The 18,093-nt window shown below is 68.3% G+C and carries 16 protein-coding genes and 1 pseudogene; 5 read left to right on the top strand and 12 right to left on the bottom strand.

Annotated features, from left to right (window positions below):
• Positions 1–688: 688 nt before the first annotated feature.
• From TNCT6_RS39575 to TNCT6_RS39545, 7 genes are all read right to left on the bottom strand, one after another.
• Positions 689–1,144, bottom strand: a complete 456-nt coding sequence (locus TNCT6_RS39575; RefSeq protein WP_253266579.1) for an NUDIX domain-containing protein — start codon at positions 1,142–1,144, stop codon at positions 689–691.
• 437 nt (positions 1,145–1,581) lie between these two features.
• The gene (locus TNCT6_RS39570) at positions 1,582–2,706 is read right to left on the bottom strand and encodes an ABC transporter ATP-binding protein (RefSeq protein ID WP_172633349.1); all 1,125 of its coding nucleotides are present in this window, start codon (positions 2,704–2,706) and stop codon (positions 1,582–1,584) included.
• On the bottom strand, positions 2,703–3,515 hold the full coding sequence (locus TNCT6_RS39565; protein WP_172633348.1) for an ABC transporter permease: 813 nt from the start codon (positions 3,513–3,515) through the stop codon (positions 2,703–2,705). Before TNCT6_RS39565 ends, TNCT6_RS39570 begins: the two co-directional genes overlap by 4 nt.
• Positions 3,516–3,517: 2 nt before the next feature.
• Positions 3,518–4,414, bottom strand: coding sequence for an ABC transporter permease (locus TNCT6_RS39560; protein WP_141367979.1), 897 nt, complete (start codon positions 4,412–4,414; stop codon positions 3,518–3,520).
• Entirely contained in the window at positions 4,411–5,463 is a 1,053-nt protein-coding gene (locus tag TNCT6_RS39555; protein ID WP_141367978.1) for a PotD/PotF family extracellular solute-binding protein, read from the bottom strand. Before TNCT6_RS39555 ends, TNCT6_RS39560 begins: the two co-directional genes overlap by 4 nt.
• A gap of 353 nt (positions 5,464–5,816) precedes the next feature.
• Entirely contained in the window at positions 5,817–6,470 is a 654-nt protein-coding gene (locus tag TNCT6_RS39550; protein ID WP_141367977.1) for a GntR family transcriptional regulator, read from the bottom strand.
• 166 nt (positions 6,471–6,636) lie between these two features.
• On the bottom strand, positions 6,637–7,917 hold the full coding sequence (locus TNCT6_RS39545) for a lyase family protein (protein WP_141367976.1): 1,281 nt from the start codon (positions 7,915–7,917) through the stop codon (positions 6,637–6,639).
• A 1,965-nt stretch (positions 7,918–9,882) separates the two neighbouring features.
• Between TNCT6_RS39545 and TNCT6_RS39535 the strand changes: the two genes are divergently transcribed.
• Positions 9,883–10,926 carry a zinc-dependent alcohol dehydrogenase family protein gene (locus TNCT6_RS39535; RefSeq protein ID WP_141367975.1) on the top strand — a complete coding sequence of 348 codons (1,044 nt, stop codon included), beginning with the start codon at positions 9,883–9,885 and terminating at the stop codon, positions 10,924–10,926.
• Positions 10,927–10,998: 72 nt separating this feature from the next.
• On the opposite strand, the gene TNCT6_RS39530 is transcribed toward TNCT6_RS39535, so the two are convergent.
• Positions 10,999–11,217, bottom strand: coding sequence for a hypothetical protein (locus TNCT6_RS39530; protein ID WP_141367974.1), 219 nt, complete (start codon positions 11,215–11,217; stop codon positions 10,999–11,001).
• Positions 11,218–11,939: 722 nt separating this feature from the next.
• The gene (locus TNCT6_RS39525) at positions 11,940–12,338 is read right to left on the bottom strand and encodes a glyoxalase/bleomycin resistance/extradiol dioxygenase family protein (protein ID WP_030950424.1); all 399 of its coding nucleotides are present in this window, start codon (positions 12,336–12,338) and stop codon (positions 11,940–11,942) included.
• Positions 12,339–12,431: 93 nt separating this feature from the next.
• Here TNCT6_RS39525 and TNCT6_RS39520 point away from each other — a divergent pair, with 93 nt between their 5' ends.
• From TNCT6_RS39520 to TNCT6_RS39510, 3 genes are all read left to right on the top strand, one after another.
• Positions 12,432–13,421, top strand: coding sequence for a YafY family protein (locus TNCT6_RS39520; protein WP_141367973.1), 990 nt, complete (start codon positions 12,432–12,434; stop codon positions 13,419–13,421).
• Positions 13,422–14,050: 629 nt separating this feature from the next.
• Positions 14,051–14,473, top strand: coding sequence for a hypothetical protein (locus tag TNCT6_RS39515; protein WP_100572259.1), 423 nt, complete (start codon positions 14,051–14,053; stop codon positions 14,471–14,473).
• A 128-nt stretch (positions 14,474–14,601) separates the two neighbouring features.
• The gene (locus TNCT6_RS39510) at positions 14,602–15,018 is read left to right on the top strand and encodes an SsgA family sporulation/cell division regulator (RefSeq protein ID WP_141367972.1); all 417 of its coding nucleotides are present in this window, start codon (positions 14,602–14,604) and stop codon (positions 15,016–15,018) included.
• Between the two features lie 380 nt (positions 15,019–15,398).
• Here the strand turns inward: TNCT6_RS39510 and TNCT6_RS39505 are convergent, their stop codons facing one another.
• The 3 genes from TNCT6_RS39505 to TNCT6_RS41600 form a co-directional block, all read right to left on the bottom strand.
• A complete protein-coding gene (locus tag TNCT6_RS39505) occupies positions 15,399–15,608 on the bottom strand; it encodes a hypothetical protein (RefSeq protein WP_141367971.1) in 210 nt (69 codons plus the stop codon).
• A gap of 167 nt (positions 15,609–15,775) precedes the next feature.
• On the bottom strand, positions 15,776–16,090 hold the full coding sequence (locus tag TNCT6_RS39500) for a hypothetical protein (RefSeq protein WP_141367970.1): 315 nt from the start codon (positions 16,088–16,090) through the stop codon (positions 15,776–15,778).
• A gap of 805 nt (positions 16,091–16,895) precedes the next feature.
• Positions 16,896–17,420, bottom strand: a complete 525-nt coding sequence (locus TNCT6_RS41600; protein WP_253266577.1) for a transcriptional regulator — start codon at positions 17,418–17,420, stop codon at positions 16,896–16,898.
• Between the two features lie 481 nt (positions 17,421–17,901).
• On the opposite strand from TNCT6_RS41600, the pseudogene TNCT6_RS39490 reads away from it, so the two are divergent.
• Positions 17,902–18,093, top strand: a pseudogene (locus TNCT6_RS39490) (serine protease); the annotation flags it as partial.

The raw sequence follows: 18,093 nt of genomic DNA, 5'->3' as shown, positions 1-18,093 counted from the left end.
ATGCCGCAATCGCGGACATCACCGGCGCCGAGCTGTACTTCGAGCGCGGGCCCCAAGGCCTCGCCCGGTGATCCGGCTGCGTACCCTCGCCTGGACCGGCGTGCACACCACGATCGGCGCCGGCTCAAGCCTCATGCTGGCCGCCGTCACCGAGCCAGGCAGCATCACTTGATACGCGCAGTGCGGCCGTGCCCCTCCTGCGAACAGGACGAGCGCGCCATACGCGGACGCGAGCAGGACAGCCAGGAATGTGATCAGCAGGCCAAGCTGGGGGCTGGATCCCGCGCCGCCTGGCCCGGGCCAGGTGGCACCGCCACGTCGGCGTCGGTGATGCGAAGGTCTGACGAGGTCGGTCCCGAGCAGATCACGGACGGCCTCGATCGAGATCGAAGAGTCTTTTCCCAGGGCCGGCTCCTCGGTGTTGGCAAGGTGCACGGCGTGTATCGCGCAGCAGGCCACCTAGGCCACCTCCGGCAACGTGCAGTCCTCAAGCAGGTGTCTGTGGTCGTGGGCGAGTTCGGCAGGAGACTTTCCGCTGAGACGGAGCGCGCAAGTTGTCGTCAACCCAGCACCCTGACCAGGGGGGTTCTGGGTCGCTGAGCACGACAACTGTCGTCAGATTCGCATAGTTCTTGGCGTGCACCGCGCTTGCTGCAAGCTGGCGTCCTAGCCCGCGAGGCGGGCAAGGTCAGGACTGCGCGGTCCGGAACGCGAGATACCGGCTGAAGGCTTCGTGGCTGTCGGGAGTGAAGCGCCACTCCAGCAGGGCCGACCGCAGCTCCGGCTCGGTCAGCCAGTCATGCCAGGCGACCTCAGCGGGATCGGCGGCCACGGTGTCCGGCACCACGGCTTCGTGCACGCCGAGCCAATGAGGGCTCAAGCCGCTGCGGTTGAGGAACGTGAACAGCAAGCGCGGCAGCACACGAATGCCCAGCTCTTCAGCGAGCCCCCGCGCAGCGGCCTGTTCATAGGACTCGCCGACATCCACGGCGCCACCGACCACGACCTCGTAGAGCCCGGGGAAGCGCGACAGTTGCTCCGACCGCTGGTGGACGAGGATCCGCCCACGCTCATCACGACATACCGTCACGGCGACCTGGTGCAGCCAACCCTCCCGGATGGCCTGCCGGCGGCTGACCACCATCCCCAGCACACGATCTTGATCGTCGACGCGCTCCACCAGTTCGTCTACGACGAACACCCTGGCAAAGCCCACCGACAACGCTGCTTCCCGGTGACTCGCGGAACCGGACCAAAGAGCACCTGGGCAAGGAGGCCGGGCCCGGATGACGACAGTTGTCGTGCAAATACGGCACCTATCGTGCTCGGGCTCATCCGCCCCGGGATGTGCGCGGCACATCAGCAGTGCCGTGAGGCGTCGGTGCCCGGGCGGCATCGGATTGTTGGCCTTAAGGCACCGATGCCTCTTGCGTAGGAAGCCGAGTCCCGGCCGCGTCGGGTGGGGCGGCCGGGACTCTTCCGCTCGGGCAACGGCGCTGGAACCGAGCGGAGCCAGCAGGGGTGGCAGATGGGTCGCGCCCACTCCCGTCCTGGTCTCTGCTGCTTCTGAGGTGTGAGATTTCAGTCCTCTGCGGGCAGCGCTCGGGCGGCGTCTGGGGGGACAGAGACGGAGATCGTGTCGCCGGGCACGGGAAGGCTGAGCGCGGCCGGGTCGGACACGGCGACCCGGAGCCGGATGTCTCCTGTGATCTCAACGACGACGGTGGCGATGTTGCCTTCGTTGACGACCTCGGCCACCTGGCCGGTGATCGATGTTGCCGCGCTCTGCTCGCCCAGGCGGAGTGCCTCCGGCCTGAGCAGGACGCGGACGGAGTCGCCCGCCGTGACCGTCCCGGGATGCAGCGCATGCACGATGTTCGATGTGGGCAACTGGACGGTACATCGGTCGGCTCCGGCTTCCGTACAGATGCCGGGAATCAGGTTGGACTGGCCGACGAATCCGGCAACGAACGCGTTCGCCGGTTCCCGGTAGATCGTGTCCGGCGTGTCGAGCTGGTCGATCCGGCCGGCTCGCATCACCGCGATCCGGTCGCTCATTACCAGCGCCTCGGTCTGATCGTGCGTCACGAAGATTGAGGTGACGCCGAGTTCGCGCTGCAGGTGCTTGATTTCCAGGCGGAGCTGCTCGCGCAGCTTGAGGTCCAAGTTGGACAGCGGTTCGTCGAACAACAGCACCTTCGGCTGCACCACAATGGCCCGGGCCAGCGCGACGCGCTGCTGCTGCCCGCCGGAGAGCTGACTGGGCAGGCGATCCTCGTGACCGGCAAGCCCGACACGTTCGAGCGCCTCGGCCACGCGCTTGCGGATCTCCGCCTTGGGGCGCTTGCGCATTTGCAGTCCGTAGCCGACGTTTCGGCCGACGGTCAGGTGAGGGAACAGGGCGTACTGCTGAAAGACCATGGCGGTGTCGCGCCGGTCCGGTGGCAGTTGGTGTACGTCCTGCCCGTCGAGCATGATCTGTCCGCTGTCCGGGGTCAGGAAGCCCGCGATCATGTTCAGTGTTGTGGTCTTGCCGCAGCCGGATGGTCCGAGCAGGGTGAGGAACTCGCCGGGGCGTACATCGAGGTCGAGGTTTTCGACGGCTACCGAGGAGCCGAACTGCTTGCGGATGCCGCCCAGTGTGACCGCGTATCCGCCGGCTCTTGCCTGGGTGGCCGGCCGCTTGTCGGTGCTGAGTGCGGTCACTTGGTACCTCCGTGGATGAACTCGGTCAGGTGGGTGAACCGGGATGCGATGCCTGCGATGGCGCAGATGCCGAGGACGCTGGTGACCGCGACGCAGGCCAGGGTGGGCGAGTACTCGTACTCCATGTACTGCAGGAGCTGGATGGGCAGGGTGTTCGCGTCGCGTGTGGTGAGGAACAGGGAGAGTTCGACGTTGTTGAACGACATGATGAAGGCGAAGAGTGCTCCCGCGAACATGCCTGATCGCATGAGCGGCAGGGTGACCGAGGTGAACGCCCGCAGGGGCGTGGCACCGAGATCGCGGGCGGCTCGTTCCCACAGGGGGTTGACCCCGAGCAGGCTGACGCCCACGGTGCGCAGGACGAACGGGATGCCGATCACCGTGTGCGTCACCACCAGCAGGGGGGAGCCGATCAGTCCGCGCGCGCTCAGCATCGAGATCAGCTGGACGACGCCGAGGCTGATCACGATCTCCGGTAGCAGCAGGGGGGTGGCCAGGAAGCCCTCCAGCGCGCCGCGGCCACGGCCCCGGCCGCGGGACAGGGCGTACGCAGCGGCTGTGCCCATGACGAGGGCACACAGTGCGGATGCCAGGGCGACTTGGGCAGACAGGGCCATGGGCAGCAGCCACTCGCGGGTGAGTGCGGAGTCCCACCACCGCAGGGAGAGTCCGCTCGGCGGGAAGGCCGGGTAGGTGTCCGGCTGGATGGAGGTCCATACCACGACGACCATCGGCACGGCGATGAAGAGCATGACCAGTGCGAGCAGTACGGAGCGCAGCAGGATCCATGGACGAAAGCGCATGGTCATGGTCAGATCCCCTTTCGTGACTGGTTGCCGGCCCACAGCAGTGCGGACACCGTGATGGCGCTCACCACGAGGATGACCACTGCGACTGCCGCGGCCTGGCCCCATTCGAGGCTGACGACCACGCGGTAGCGGACCAGGGTGGCGAGGGTCTGGACCCGCCCGCCGCCGAGTACGGCGGCCGTGGCGAACGCGCCGAGGCTGATCGCGAAGGTAAGCATGAAACCGGAGATCAAGCCGGGCCGGATCAGTGGCAGCGTGATCCGGAAGAAGGTGCGGACCGGCCCCGCACCGAGGTCGCGGGATGCGCGTTCCAGTGCGGGATCGACGCCCTGCACGCTGGACATCGCGGTGAACACCGCGAACGGCAGGAGCACGTGCACGAGGCCGACGATCACAGCGAACCAGGTCCCGATGAACGCGACGGGTGCGTCGGTCACTCCTGCCCAGAGGAGAATCTTGTTGAGCAGCCCGTCGTCCTGGAGCAGCACCAGCCAGCCGTAGGTACGGACGACGACGCTGGATACCAGCGGCGATACCACGATGAGCAGGACGAGCGTGCGCAGCCGCGAGCGGGACCGGACGAGGAAGTGGGCGACGAGGAGCCCCATGGCCGTACAGGCCAGGCCCACCACGACGGAGGTCCAGATGGTGTCCCAGAGCACCGACCGGAAGTAGCTGTCGCCGAACAGATCGGTGTAGTGCTCGAGGGTGAGATGAGTGGTGACCTTGGCGCCGTCGTAGGTCAGCACGCTGCTGGCGAGGAGGATCATGGTGGGGACGGCGAACACCGCCAGTACCCAGACCGTCGCGGGCAACGTGAGCAACGGCAGCCTGGAACGCTTCCGTGCCGGCGCCGGCACTGGTGGGCGCGGAGGCGTGGCCGTCAGGGAGGTGGTCATCGCACGGCCTCCTGCCACTTCTGCTGCCACTGGGTGCGGTGCTTGTTGACCGTCGCCGCGTCAGCGATCTTGACCTTGGCAAGCTTCTCCGGCGTCGTGATGTGCTTGGCCGCGAAGTCCGCGGGGAAGGTCAGGCCGCTGATGGCGGGCCCGACGTTGTAGGCACGCGCCCAGCGCTCCTGGACCTCTTTGGAAAGCCAGTAGTCGATGAGCTTGTAGGCGTTGTCCTTGTGTTGGGCACCGTCCGGGATACCGAGACCGCCCAGGTGCGCGTATGTGCCTTCACGGGGAACGGTGAAGTCGTAGTTGTTGGTCTTGGCGTAGATCGCGGCGCGGCCGTCGAAGTACGGGAAGGCCGTGGCGGTCTGCTTCGCCATGAACGGCACTGCCTCGGCCGAGGTCGTGGGGGTGGCGAGGGCGTGCTTGGCCATCTCCTCGGTCCGCTTGAAGCCGGGGCCCATGTTGGTGATTCCCCCGCCGCTTATGTCGGCGAGGTTGAGCAGGGCGTAGACCCCGAGGATGTTGTTCGGGTTGAAGACCAGCGCGCCCTTGCCGTACTTGGTGCCCCACATCACGTCCCAACTGGTGGGCGGCTTCGGGAAGTCGTCGCGGTTGTACATCAGGGAGACCTGCTGGACGTCCTGGATGGCACCGACACCGTAGGTGTGTTCCTGCAGCTTCTGGGGCACATGTGCCATGTTCGGCACCTGCTTCTGGGTCACCGGGGCAAGCAGGTGGTCCTGGTGGCCCTGGTCGAGCTCGAAGTAGGTCATCACGGCGAGGTCGAAGCCTGGTTCGCCGTTCGCGGCCCGGATGGCGGCGTAGGTCTCCGCTCCGGCTCCCCCGGCTCTGTACTTGACCTGGATGCCGGTCTTCTTCGTGAAGGGCTTCGCGATGTTTTCTGTGAAGAGGGTTGCGTACTCGGCGCCGAAGCCTTGGACGACAACTACGTCCTTTCCACCGGCGCCGGCGTCCGAGCCGGTAGACGTGCAGGCGGCCAGTGACGCTGAGAGCCCGAGCACGAGCGCCACGCTGATGAACTTCTTCATGTCGGCCGCACCTCCAATTGGGAATTAGTGTGGATACATCGATGCCGTTTGTGCTTGATTGATCGCTGAACACCAGGAATGGGATACTCATCCCGTTCCTGGGAGAATGAGAGAACCTTTATCTCCGTTATCCGAGAGGTTGTGTAACGGAGATGTGAGGCAGTGACGGCAACCGTCGTCGGCAGACTGGCCAGAGTCAACGGATTGCGAGGAGAGCTCCCCAGCCCCGGCCGGGGAAAGGCGGAGCCGGGGAGCCGATTGTTGAGGCGCGCTACCAGCCGTGTGGGTGACGGTGGTGCTGCGCGTTCAAGAGGGTCAACGCGTGGGCCGCGAAACGATGGCGAGCCGGTTGATCATTCAGGAAGGTTCTTCAGGAGCCGGCCGCGGGCAGCGTTCATGCGTTCCCCGAGTTGCTGGCAGGCGGCTTCTGCCTGCCCTGCCCGAAGCAAGTCGACGAACTTGTGATGATTGGCCATGACGATCTCGTGATCGACATCGCCCGCCGTGATGGCGGCCAAACGAGCCTCCACCATCAGCTGCGTGTGGGCAGTGACCAAGCGTTGCGAGCCGGTCAGGCCGACAACTGCGGTGTGGCAGCGAGCTTCGAGGCGGAGTTGGTTGAGCCGGTCGGCCGATGCGATCGCTGCGTCGAGCGCCACAAGGCTTTGGTCCAGTTCCTCGCGGGCGGACGGGGCGGCGGTCGCAAACGACCGGGCGCCGGCCGCCTCGAGATGGAACCGCGCGATGTAGATGTCGACCATCTGGTCACGGGTGATGCGGGTGACCGCGAGTGCCACTCCGCGGCCCTGCTTCTGGACGAGGCCGTCGTTGTGCAGTCGCAGCAGCACCTCACGGACCGTCGGCCTGGCGATGCCCAGCCACTCACTGACCTGCGCTTCGGGCAGTGGCGTGCCGGGGGCCAGCGAACCGTCGATGATTTCGGTGCGCAGTTGTTCAACGGCCTGGTCCACCAGGCTCGTCCGCTGCAGTTTCGTTGCCGGTCGCATCAGTGCCCCATCCTAAAGCCCCGCTGCAGCACCTCATGCCGGACTCGACTGCTTTGATCTGGCGCCCGACCGACAGCCTCGGCGTACCGCCTGTTTTCGGTCGGCCGGTCAGCCAGCACTGCCCCGCATCGCGCGGTGTCGGCTCTGGTGCTGGTGTACGTGTTCATTACTTTTCCTCTTGTGCCGACAGGTAGGTGCGGGCCGAGCGCCCGGCGACTGCGTCATATCCGTCCTTCTCCGCCCGCGCGATCGCGGCATCGAAGGGACTTGCAGCGAGTGCGGCGAGCCGCTCCTTGTTCCAGCGCAGGCCGTCGATGCACTTGTCGGTGAGCACGGACACCACGGAGGCCAGCTCGGTAAGCGCCGGGGAGAGACCAGCGACGACAGCGGGTCCGTGCCCGAAGGTGTCGGGGTCGCCGGAAGCGACGGCCATGCCCACACCCGTGGCGGCCGCTCGGATCGCGAAGGTCGCCTGGATGACCATGGTGGGTACGGCCGGGTTGACCTTGCCCGGCATGATCGACGATCCGGGCTGGAGCTTGGGAAGCGACAGCTCCGACAGTCCGCCGTTCGGGCCCGAGCTGAGGATGCGCAGGTCGTGGCACTGCTTGAACAGAATGCTGGCACACCGGGCTGCGGTGTCGGCCAGCGCGGCGTAGCCGTCGGCGTGCACGAACGCATCGATGGGGTTTGCGCTCGGCCGCAGCGGCAGACCCGTGATGTCGGCCAGGTGCTCTACTGCTGAAGCCTTGAATCCCTCCGGCGCTCCCACGCCGGTCCCGAGCACGGTCCCGCCGAGCGGAACCGCCAGCAGCATCTGCGCGGCAGCCTCGAACTGGTCGGCGAACCGCTCAACCGCCGCTGCGTGCGCCTGGTGCGTCGCCGACACCGGGACGACGACGGCGTCCTGCCAGGAGGTGCGCCCCATCCGATCCACTCCGGCGTTCTGCTCGGCCTGCCGGATGAAGCTGCGCGCAAGCTCCCGCAGGGCCGCCGCGACCGCGTACGCCTGGCGCACCAGGAGCACCTTCGTCGCGGTCGGGTAGGTGTCGTTCGAGGACTGAGACCGGTTCACATGATCGTTGGGGTGGATCGTGAGATCCGCATCGCCCGCAAGGAGTTGGGTCGCCCGCGACGCCAGCACTTCGTTGACGTTCATGTTGGTCGCGGTACCGCCACCAGTGGCGACGAGACGCACCGGGAACTGATCTATCAGGCCACCCCGCGCGACTTCACTCGCCGCCTCTGCGATGACCCTCGCGCGCACCTCGTCCAGGACGCCGAGGTCACTGTTCGCGCGCACCGCAGCCAACTTGACCTCGCCGAATGCGCGGACGAACGCAGGGAGGTCCCGCAGCCGCGGGCCGGAGACCGGCGAGTTCTGCAGTACCAGCGCAGTCATCGGACCCCACAGCGCGGGGACGGCGGTGTCATTCGACTCAGTCATGCCTTACCTCGATCAATCGGCGGGCTACAAAGAACGTCAAGGGAGCAAAGACGCCCAGATGTTTCAAGTCGGAACAGGTGAATCTTGGCCACCTGCGAGTGACCTTACGACTAAGGAAACCAGGCTGTCTAGGTACTAGGTTGTCTAGTTACTTTGCTGCGGCCTTGGCGGAGTCAGAGTTCGATCACCCGTGTCCGAGGACGGCGGATACGAGTCGGCACAAAGGCGCCCAAGCAGTGTCGACCGGGCAGGCAGGCGGCATGGACCGGCGGTCACCACGCAGGAAAAAAGGACCAGTTGAGCAATGACCGAGCCGGCGCGACGACGGCGCACCTCGCACTCAGAAGCGGCCTGTACGGTCCGCTCGAGACCGAATGCCGGAACGACCTGCCGACCCCACCCCGGACTCAGGTCCTCCGGTAGCGCCCGCCGGTCGAAGAGGTCAGGCTCCGAGCCGGCCAGGGAGTCATGCGAAGCCCTCTTCCGCGCGAAACACGTCCTTGGCAGGTGCGGCACAACCTCATAGCGGAGGGAGATCCTGACGGTGGAGTTGTCCCCCGAGCAACAGACCGAGATGCGGCGGCAGGCAGGGCGTGATCTGTCGCGTAATGAGCGGCAGCGGGTTAGCTCCGGCGATGCCGGTCACGGGCGGTCGTCGTCGCGGTCTGCCGCGGGGTACAGGAACCGGATCCGCCAAGGGAGCCTGGGTCGAGTCCGTACGTCCCCTTCCGAACCGTGGTCGGAAGATGGAGGCGGAGCCGGGGAGAAGGCGCCGACTTCCTCAGGTCCGGCGCCCAGTGCGCAGATGAGCTATTTGAGGTGGATCCAGTCGCTGGGAAGCGAGTCCCGGCCGGCCATGTCCTCACCGCACGCTCGGTGAAGGGAGGCGCTGGTGGCCCCCGGCGGGCCGGGGAAGACCGATTTTTATCATCGCAATGTAGATTCTGGCGACGCCCTACGGCTCCATCGACCGCCCCATGACGATCTCCCCCGAGCGAGAGCAGGGACCAGAGGTGTACGCGGCTACCCTCGCAAACGGACCTTTGCGCGAGGAAGATCAACAACCGATCGCTGGACCCCGCCGATCCCCGATCGATCCTCAGACCCCGTTCTCACTCAGAAGCAGGACAGGTCCCCTTCCCGGGCCCATGACGGACCCTCAGCAGCCCTCCCCTGCCGAACCGGTCGGACATCGACGACGTCGAACAGCACGCCTGACCCGTTCCTTCCACTTCGGCCCCCTGATCGCCCAGGAAGCCAACCGGCTGCCCCATCCGCCTCCCCCTCGCACGCGAACACGGCCGCTCGCGCGGCGGCGCGATCGCCTCCGCTTACCACACCCGCCGCTTCACCAAGGTGCCACGGCTCGCGAAGCTGCTGCGCGTGCCGACCCCCGCCGGCTGCGGCCCCGGCCGGCCATGGTGGCCCGGCACCCCCCGACGCCAGCCTCACCGCCGTCAACCAACTCACCAGCGAGGATCACGCCGACGTCACCGTCACCACCGCCCACACCGCCAAAGGCCGCGAATGGCCCACCGTCCAAATCGGCGACGACTTCCCTCCACCAAAGGACACCGACCAGCGCGACCCAAGGACGCCCCATCCCGGAACCCGTCAACGACACCGACGCCCGCCTCGCCTACGTCGCCGTCACCCGCGCCCGCGCCCGCCACCGACTCGACCTCGGCGGCCTCACGTGGATCAATACCTACTCCACTGGCTGAACTCAGCTTGCGGCCTCGGGCGCGAGTGGGTTCGAAGTGAGCTGTCCGGTGAGGGCGAGGCAGGCGCGTGACGCACCCTGCGCAGGCGGCACCGGCCCGGTGCGGCGCGGAATATCGTGGCCCCGGCGGGCGTCTTAGTGTGGTTGGCCTTCACCTTCGAGGCCGTCCCTGATCCCAGGCCGCCTGATCCGGAGGCCGCTCACGGGGCGGCCCCTTCGCGAGAACCGAAAGCAGAGAACGCATGCGCGCCACCGTCATCCACGGCCCGAACGACGTCCGAGTCGAGGAGGTCCCCGACGCCGCGCTGCGGCGTCCCGCCGACGCGGTGGTGCGGACCGTACTCGCCTGCGTGTGCGGCAGCGACCTGTGGGCCTACCGCGGCGTGGCCGCCCGGGAGAAGGGTCAGCGGATCGGGCACGAGTTCCTGGGCGTGGTCGAGGAAGTCGGCTCCGAGGTGCGCGACTTCCGGCCAGGCGACCTGGTGGTTGCGCCGTTCGTGTGGTCGGACGGCGTGTGCGAGTTCTGCGCCGAGGGCCTGCACACCTCCTGCCCGCGCGGCGGGTTCTGGGGTGAGCCGGGTTCGGACGGCGGGCAGGGCGAGGCGGTCCGGGTTCCGTTCGCCGACGGCACGCTGGTCAAGCTGCCCGCGGAGGTCCGCTCGGACGAGCGGCTGCTGACGGCCGTGCTGGCGCTGTCCGACGTCATGTCCACCGGGCACCATGCGGCCATGTCCGCGGGCGTCCGGCCGGGCGCGACGGTCGCCGTAGTCGGCGACGGCGCGGTCGGCCTGTGCGGCGTGCTGGCCGCGCGCCGGCTCGGCGCGGAGCGGATCATCGCGCTGGGGCGGCACGAGTCGCGGACCGCGATCGCGCGCACCTTCGGCGCGACCGACGTCGTCCCGGCCCGCGGTGCGGAGGCCGTGGCGGCAGTCAAGGAGCTGACCGGCGGCTCGGGCGCGCACGCGGTCCTGGAGGCGGTCGGCACCGAGGAGTCGATGCGCACCGCGATCTCCATCACCCGAGACGGCGGCTCCGTCGGCTACGTCGGCGTGCCGCACGGCGGCAGCGCGGGCGTGGACATCCGGCAGATGTTCAACCGCAATGTCGCGGTGCGGGGCGGGGTGGCGCCGGCGCGCCACTACATTCCCGCGCTGTTGGCGGACGTGCTGGGCGGGGTCATCGACCCGTCGCCGGTGTTCGACAGGACGGTCGAGCTGGCGGGAGTGCCGGAGGGTTACAAGGCAATGGACGCGCGCGAGGCTCTCAAGGTCAAGATCACCTTCTAGCCGCGGGTCGCTGCGCGCCGCCTGCCGGCGGCGGGCAGTACATCGCTGCCGCCCGCAGCGTCGACGAGCAGGTCACAAGCTCATGCGATTCATCATCACGCCCTGCTGCTGCGGCAGATCGTGGACGGCGTCTGCTCCGACGTCTCCGTCGGCCTCGACGCTCTCGACCGCGTCGCTGCCTTCGCCCGTGCCGGGCCAACCGCTTTCCCGCCCGCGGCCCGCTGGCCGGAAGGCGACGAACGGCCGCCACTCCACTGACTGCAGCCGCGCCGTCCCGATCACCGTGACCACGCTGAAGCTGCTCCAGCAGTACGGCCCGCTCGCCCGGTGCGGTGGTGCTTCCGGCGCTCCGGCCGCGAGACCCTCCACCGGGCCCTGGCCAACCCCGACGACCTCGACACCTGCCAGCGCGAGCGCCGCGCCCGGGAGAAGGCGGCAAGCGCGCCGAGCAGGAAGCCGTGCGCGAGGCGTCACGCTGCCCGGTGTGCCGCCTCGCCCAGGGCGAGTATCAGAAGCGGAGCGGCGCCAGCAGTGGCACACCCCCTGCAAGCCCGGTCGCCGCGACCGGGGAAGGAACCGGAGGTCGCCCGGACGGTGGAGACCGGGTTCGTGGGACGTGGCAGCAGCAGGACCGGCTGGCTGCGGCCCTCGACCGCCGACGCCGGTGGAATCTGGGGCTCAGAAACACGCGGGTCCCTCATCGGCCGCGACGACGAGTGCGGGTGCCTCGCCGGGGTTTGAACCAACGTGATCCTCGCCCTGGGCCTCGGGTACTTCAGCCTGATCCCCGAGCCCAGCGGCGCGCAACGCATCATCGACCGGCGGCGCCTGCTTCCGCAACGACGTGTGCGATCGGACGTCCGGCGTCAACCCGCAGACACAAGCGCAGACGTCCTTCGGGGGGGCAGCGGTGCGTTCCCGTGCCCCTTGCTGGTGGCGCTCCGGGACTCGGCGGCCGCGTTCACCGGGAGCCTGGGGTCTCAGGGCTCCCGCGTGAGCGGCTGTGCGTGGCGTCAGCGTGCGAACTTTTCGATAGCCGCCGGGGTGACGGGGGTGAAAAAGTTGACGAGGTTGCCGTCGGGGTCGCGGAACAGCAGCGACCGGTTGCCCCAGGGCATCGTGGTGGGCTCGTTGACGAAGTCGGTGACGAAGCCGGTCAGGTTCTGGTGAACGCGGTCCACGTCGTCGACGAGGAACTCAGTGATCACGCTGCGGTTGTCCGCCGGGCGGGCAGAGCCCGGGGCGAACAGCGGGACGGTGCGGGTACCGGCGATCGCGAGGGTGGCGCCCGCGGTCTTGAGTTCGGCGAAGTCTTCGGTGGCCCACGTCGCCCGCGCCCCTGTGGCTCGCTCGTAGAACTCGACGAGGCGCGCTACGTCGCTGGTGATGATGCGGATCGAGACGAAGTCCATGGGGATCTCCTTGGCTGTGCTGGAGGCGTGCACGTCGCAGGCTAGGAGAAATAGTGGACAGAATCGGTCCTGTATTCGCGTTAGGCTGCGAACATGCCTCGACCCACCGGCCGCGTGCTGACACTCCTGGAGCTGCTGCAGTCGGGCGGAACCCGGACAGTGGCCGAACTCGCCGACCGGCTCGGCGTCGAAGGGCGCACCGTGCGGCGGTACGTGGACCAGCTCATCGACCTCGACGTGCCCGTGGAATCGGTGCGCGGCCGCTACGGCGGGTACCGGCTCGCCCCCGGGTACCGCTTGCCTCCGCTCATGCTCAGCGACGACGAGGCGCTGGCCGTGCTGCTCGGCCTGGTCGCCGGCCGCCGAGCAGGGCTGACAACGACGCAGCACACGGCAAACGAGACAGCATCGGCGAAGATCCGGAGGGTGCTGCCCAAGCACCTCGCCCGCCGGCTCGACACACTCCTGGAATCCCTCGCCTTCACGGAACAGCCCGGAGAGTTCGACACCCCGGACGCCGGGGTCCTGCTCACCATCGCCGATGCGGTGCGCCACCGCCGACCGGTCTCGATCCGCTACACCGACCGCGACGGACGGCGCAGCGAACGCACGCTGCACGCGTACGGGATCGTCGCCCATTCGGGCCGGTGGTACGTCACGGGCAAGGACGCCCGGATCGACGAGGACCGAACCTTCCGACTCGATCGCATCGCAGACGCGCGGACCCTGCCCGGTTCATTCGAAGCGCCGGCGGGTCCCGGTCCGGCACAGCGCGTGTTGTCAGGCTTCGCCACGGCCGAGTACCAGCATGAGGTGACCTTGCGGATCCACGGGACGGTCGAGCAGATCCGCGCCCACCTTCCCGCCAGCGTCGCGAGCCTGGAGGAGCACGAGCCAGCGGCAGGCGAGGACCGGGCAACCGAGCGCTGGCTGCGCGTCGAGCTGCGGGCGGAGCGGCTCGACTGGTTGCCTCCGGTACTCGCCTCACTCGACCGGCCGTTCGTCATCGAGAGCCCCGCTGAACTGCGCGACCTCGTCACCGCGCTCGCCGATCGCCTCACGTCCTACGCCCGTCAAGCCTGACAGCGAGGAACCAATGTCATGAGACGGCACACCTAATGGGCAGTGATGCGGAGCACCGCCAGGCCCACCCCGGCCCATCGAGGCCCTGAAAGAGACTGCGGGCCCCGCGTCGCTCTTTGGGGAGCCGTCGTGTGAACTCGGCGAAAGGCCCAGAAGCCTTCCTCATCCCTGGACATGGCCTCGAATGGGCCGGGCGCTTACAGCGCCTCGGTGGCTTTCTCCGGGGGTCTTCTCCGGCCCTTGCGAAGTCCTTCGCCAGGCAGCCACACTCCGGGCCACGGGCTTTCCCCAGTACGGAGGGGAAGAGGGCCATACCATCGGTTGACCTGTTTCCCGGATGGTCTGGCAGGCATCGAAACAACGATGCTGAATGCGTACGGGGATCCACCGAGCAAAAAGAAACCCTCTGCGTACAGCTTCAGGTCACTTAGAACGAAGTGACCCGCTGAAAAATCCCCTATCCCTGCGCCTCTCGCCCGCTCGGGCGGGAGCGCGACAGGCCGCCGACGCCGGGAACCGGCGCTCGACAGCGGGGTACGGGAGCCCACCCTTCGAAGGGATGCATGGCGCCCATACCCGCCAAGCGGAGCCTCAATCCAGAGCTCCGGAACACAGCAAGGAGAACGATCATGAAGCACAACTTCGGGCGGCGGTTCGCCACCTCGGCAGCGGCACTCGCAGTCGCCGCGGGCGCCCTCCTGACAGTGGGCGGCACCGCCTCGGCTGCGCCGGCAGAGGTTGCCGACCACACCGCGGTTGTGGCGTACCACTCCTCGGACCGGACCCAGTACGGCGACCACCACGACCATCGCGACACTCGTTGGAACGGCCACCACGACCGTGACGACATTCGCTGGGGCGGCCACCACGACCGTCACGACATTCGCTGGGACGGCCACCGCAAGTGGGTGCGGATCGGCAGCGGCTGGTACTGCAACGACCACGGTCGGCAGTACCGCTACGACGGACATTGGTTCTACGTGAAGAACAACGGCGCATGGCACTCCGTGAGCAGCCACGACCGTGGCTTCGACCACCGCATCTTCAACTGACCGCCCAAGGCGGGCACCGGGCCAGCTTTTAGCGCGCCGGCCCGGCCCGCCCCTGGGCCTCCGCGCACCGCGGCCGTTGGGGTGGCAGTGCGCCGACCGGCCCAGGCTCTCGAGGAGCAATCCGAGCCATGCACTATCACGTAGACCAGACGTTGCACATGGAGCTGGTACTTCCGTCCGGCAAGCGCCTCGCGGTGCCAACTCGTCTGCATTACGCCACCCAAGACCCGTTTGCCGCGATCATCGTCTTCCAGACCGGCACCGTCCATCAAGTCAGCTGGGCCTTGGCCCGTGACACGCTGACAGAGGGCCTCAACCGGCCCACCGGGCAAGGCAATGTGCACGTCTGGCCGGTCGGTTCCGGGCCCGATGCCGAGCTGAACCTTGCTCTGTCCTCTCCGCACGGGACCGCTTGGCTCACCGCTCCCCTCCCAGTGGTCGCGCAGTGGCTGGGGCGGACGTACCACTTGGTGCCGGCCGGCCAGGAGGTCTCCGGTCTAGATATGGACGCCGAATTGTCACGGCTCCTGGATGGGGCGGCCTGAGATGAACATGCAGCAACGCCGACGAAACGCACGCCTCAGGGCCTACGCCCGGCTCAAGCGGCGGCATCCGGAGCTGTTCACCACCCCGGGCCCCACCCTTCCCGATGCCTCTCCGGGCGGAACCAAACGACGGGCCCGATCCCCACGAACTGATCCCAGGCCGCCCCCGGCCGGGACCGTTACTGATACCAGCAACACTCGCTGCCGCCGGTTACTCCCCCCGGTCGCCCAACTTCCGACGGCCGACGACCGGCCCGCCCTCCCGTCGCGCGAGGGGGGCGTTCCGGGGCCGCCGTCGGGCGGCCCCGGACACGACGGCGCCCCGGCGGGAGCCGATTCGAGCGGCTCCTCGGGGGTGCCTCGTGGTGTTCGGTCTGGGGTCAGCCCTCGTCGCCACCGCTCCCGGCGGCGTGCATCTTCCGTTCGTGGCGGCGCTCGCCGTAGGCCCCTGCCTCCTGGACCCCCTCGCGGGCAAGGCCGATGCCCTCGCGGCCCAGGTCGGCCGCCGACCTGATGGCCGAGGCGCCCGCGGCGGCGGTTGTGCCTACGGCGCCGGCTACGGCGGCGAGGGCGCCGAACGCGGCAGTCATGGCGCCGCCCGTGGCTCGCCCAGCGGGCTTGGCGGGCCCGGCCTAGGCGGGCGGCGGTCGAGTTGGCGGCGGCGCTGCCGACGGCGGCGAGAATGCCCTCGACCTTGGTCCCGTCGTGCCACTGCCAGCTGGTCAGGTCGGGGTCGACGACCAGGTCTACGGTGAGGTCAAGGGTGTCGAACCCATCGCCGGTCCGAGCGGTGGGGGTGCTCTAAGTTCACGTACCAGTTCCGCAGCCCGCCGATGGTGTAGAAGGCGTTGACGCTGAACCACGCCGTCGGCGGCTTCCACAGCAGCAGCTCGGTCTCCTGCCACACCGCGGCCGCCAGCTCCCACACGCCACTCGCCATCGCGTCGAACGCCTCGGTGCGCACCGCACGGTCGCCGTCCGCACGGGCCTTGACGTACAGGGCGGGCCAGCGGGTCTCGGCTCCCGGCGGACAGGCAGCCACCAGGGCCTCGCTCGTGTCGGCGGACGACACGCAATGCGTGCTCGCTCCACACGCGGCCAGAGCAGTGCACGTCGCGTCGTACGACCGTCTGGTCCCGTCTCGAAGCTGCGCACCCGTTCCTCCTTCGCCGCGGTCGGGCTGTTCGCGCTCACAGGACGGCTGGGCAAGCCCTCGTTCGGGGAGGCTTGCCCGAGGGCCCTTTCGGCTTTCCCGGTCAGGTCCGCCGGCGGAAGAGGCCGCGGAGCGCCACGTTCGATTTTCAGGGCCCTAGGGTGATCTACTGCCCCGTCCCTCTGCCGCTTGGAGGAGCGCATGCACGAACTGGCCGTGTCGGCCGCGCAGTTATCGGAGGCGACGTGACTCAGGCTGCCCAGTGGGGGCACTGGCGCCCGCAGTTCCGTTCCGGCGAAGAGACCAAGCGGGTCCGGGCCTGGTACCGGCGTGTGGCCTGACCGGCAGCTCAGCCTCAGCGAGCGCCTGGGGCGACAGCGGGCGGCGGGTCTTGGTCTTGCACGGGGCCCGGTCACTGACCTGCGCGAGAACCGCCCGCTCCAGCGCAATCACATGACCCGCGTCGCGGACCGTCCGCCTGGCCCCGCGCGGCGCGAGCCGGTGCCGGGCGACGACGGCCTTCCCCGCCGTGGCGATGTGCAGGCCGCCCTTGCGGTTTTTCCCCCCGCGGCGGGCAGATCGCCACCTGGACGCCGTAGAGCTTCGCGACCCCCGCGAACGTCGGGGTGACCTGGCCACTGGAGGGGTAACAGACGGTCGCCATCCGGTCGAACCGCCACCGTCTGGCGGTGCCGCCGAGCTTGCGCAGCACCTGGTCGAGGACCTAGACCAGGTGCGGGAAGTCCTCCGACTCCGCCAGCACCGCCCGCCACCGGCCCGAATGCGCGAGCGCCCCGACCAGCAGGTGCGCGTGTCCGCCGATGCCCCAGCCCGCGGGTGGATCGGGCAGCTCGACCCAGTCGAACTGGACCTCCTCGCCCGGCGGGTGCTCGATCACCGCGCGGTCCCGGCCCTGCGACGCATGGCAGGGCTCGCAGTACGGCCGGACCTCGTAGCGGCGAAGCGCCCCGGTGAACGTCGAATAGGCGCCGCGGTAGCCGAGTTGGACCACCTCGTCGAACAGGGTGGATGCCCACAAGTGCGGGTCGTCCGCCAGGCGTTGACGGCAGTAGTCCAAGAAGGGAAAGAACGTATCTGGAGCCTGGCGGCGCTGCCGCGGGGCGCGCTCGCCGTTCAGGTAGGCACGGATCGTCTTACGGTCGCGTCCCAGGTGTCTGGCGATCGCGGAGATCGTCCAGCCCTGGCGACGCAGCGCGTGCGCGTCCACGTCTTCCTCCCACGTGAGCACCCAGCCTCCCGAAGAGGCCCGACCCGTTGCCCACGCAGGCTTGCCGTCGCACCCACCACGCCGAGATCGCACGAAGGGTGGGGAAATCAACTCAGCAGGTTTGCCCCACTCCCCAGCACCGGGTCGGGATTTTCAAATAGCGCCATCAACGCGTAGCACGTACGTCTGCGTCTTGGCTCTCAGATCCGTGGCTTCCTCCGGGGGTCTTCTCCGGCCGCCCTTGCGAGGTATTTCCGCGTGTTGTGGCGACGGCGGGAGTTCGTGATAGTCGCGGTCGTGGCCGCGGTGACCGCCGTCGCCGTCATGCCGGGCAGCCACACTCCGGGCCTCGGGTTTTCCCCAGTTCGGAGGGGAAGAGGGCCATACCATCGACTGGCCTGTTTCCCGGATGGTCTGGCAGGCGTCGAAACAACGAGGCTGAATGCGCACGGATCCACCGAGCAAATGCGTACGGATCCACCGAGCAAAAAAGGAACTCTTTGTGTACAGCTTCAAGCCACTGCGCCGCCGTACCGCCCGCACCGCTGCCGTCGGCGTTCTCGCAGCTGCGGCATGCGCCACTGTCATGGCCGGCAGCGCCTCAGCCATCGTCAACGGATCGAACTCCACCGAGCACTACCCGTTCATGGCGACCGTCCCCGAGTCGGCCCCCACGCTCGGTCTGAACGACGGA

This window comes from Streptomyces sp. 6-11-2, from assembly GCF_006540305.1.
GTDB lineage: Bacteria > Actinomycetota > Actinomycetes > Streptomycetales > Streptomycetaceae > Streptomyces.
Note: the sequence above shows the minus strand (reverse complement) of the source record. Positions and strands in the feature narration are given on the sequence as shown.

Bases quoted from the DNA above. Each gene is read 5' to 3' on its own strand.
- TNCT6_RS39515 (WP_100572259.1), top strand. From the start codon at position 14,051: ATGAAGCACAACTTCGGGCGGCGGTTCGCCACCTCGGCAGCGGCACTC.
- TNCT6_RS39550 (WP_141367977.1), bottom strand. From the start codon at position 6,470: ATGCGACCGGCAACGAAACTGCAGCGGACGAGCCTGGTGGACCAGGCC.
- TNCT6_RS39565 (WP_172633348.1), bottom strand. From the start codon at position 3,515: ATGACCATGCGCTTTCGTCCATGGATCCTGCTGCGCTCCGTACTGCTC.
- TNCT6_RS39510 (WP_141367972.1), top strand. From the start codon at position 14,602: ATGCACTATCACGTAGACCAGACGTTGCACATGGAGCTGGTACTTCCG.
- TNCT6_RS39535 (WP_141367975.1), top strand. From the start codon at position 9,883: ATGCGCGCCACCGTCATCCACGGCCCGAACGACGTCCGAGTCGAGGAG.
- TNCT6_RS39575 (WP_253266579.1), bottom strand. From the start codon at position 1,144: ATGGTGGTCAGCCGCCGGCAGGCCATCCGGGAGGGTTGGCTGCACCAG.
- TNCT6_RS39555 (WP_141367978.1), bottom strand. From the start codon at position 5,463: ATGAAGAAGTTCATCAGCGTGGCGCTCGTGCTCGGGCTCTCAGCGTCA.
- TNCT6_RS39520 (WP_141367973.1), top strand. From the start codon at position 12,432: ATGCCTCGACCCACCGGCCGCGTGCTGACACTCCTGGAGCTGCTGCAG.
- TNCT6_RS39505 (WP_141367971.1), bottom strand. From the start codon at position 15,608: ATGACTGCCGCGTTCGGCGCCCTCGCCGCCGTAGCCGGCGCCGTAGGC.
- TNCT6_RS39525 (WP_030950424.1), bottom strand. From the start codon at position 12,338: ATGGACTTCGTCTCGATCCGCATCATCACCAGCGACGTAGCGCGCCTC.
- TNCT6_RS39545 (WP_141367976.1), bottom strand. From the start codon at position 7,917: ATGACTGAGTCGAATGACACCGCCGTCCCCGCGCTGTGGGGTCCGATG.
- TNCT6_RS39560 (WP_141367979.1), bottom strand. From the start codon at position 4,414: ATGACCACCTCCCTGACGGCCACGCCTCCGCGCCCACCAGTGCCGGCG.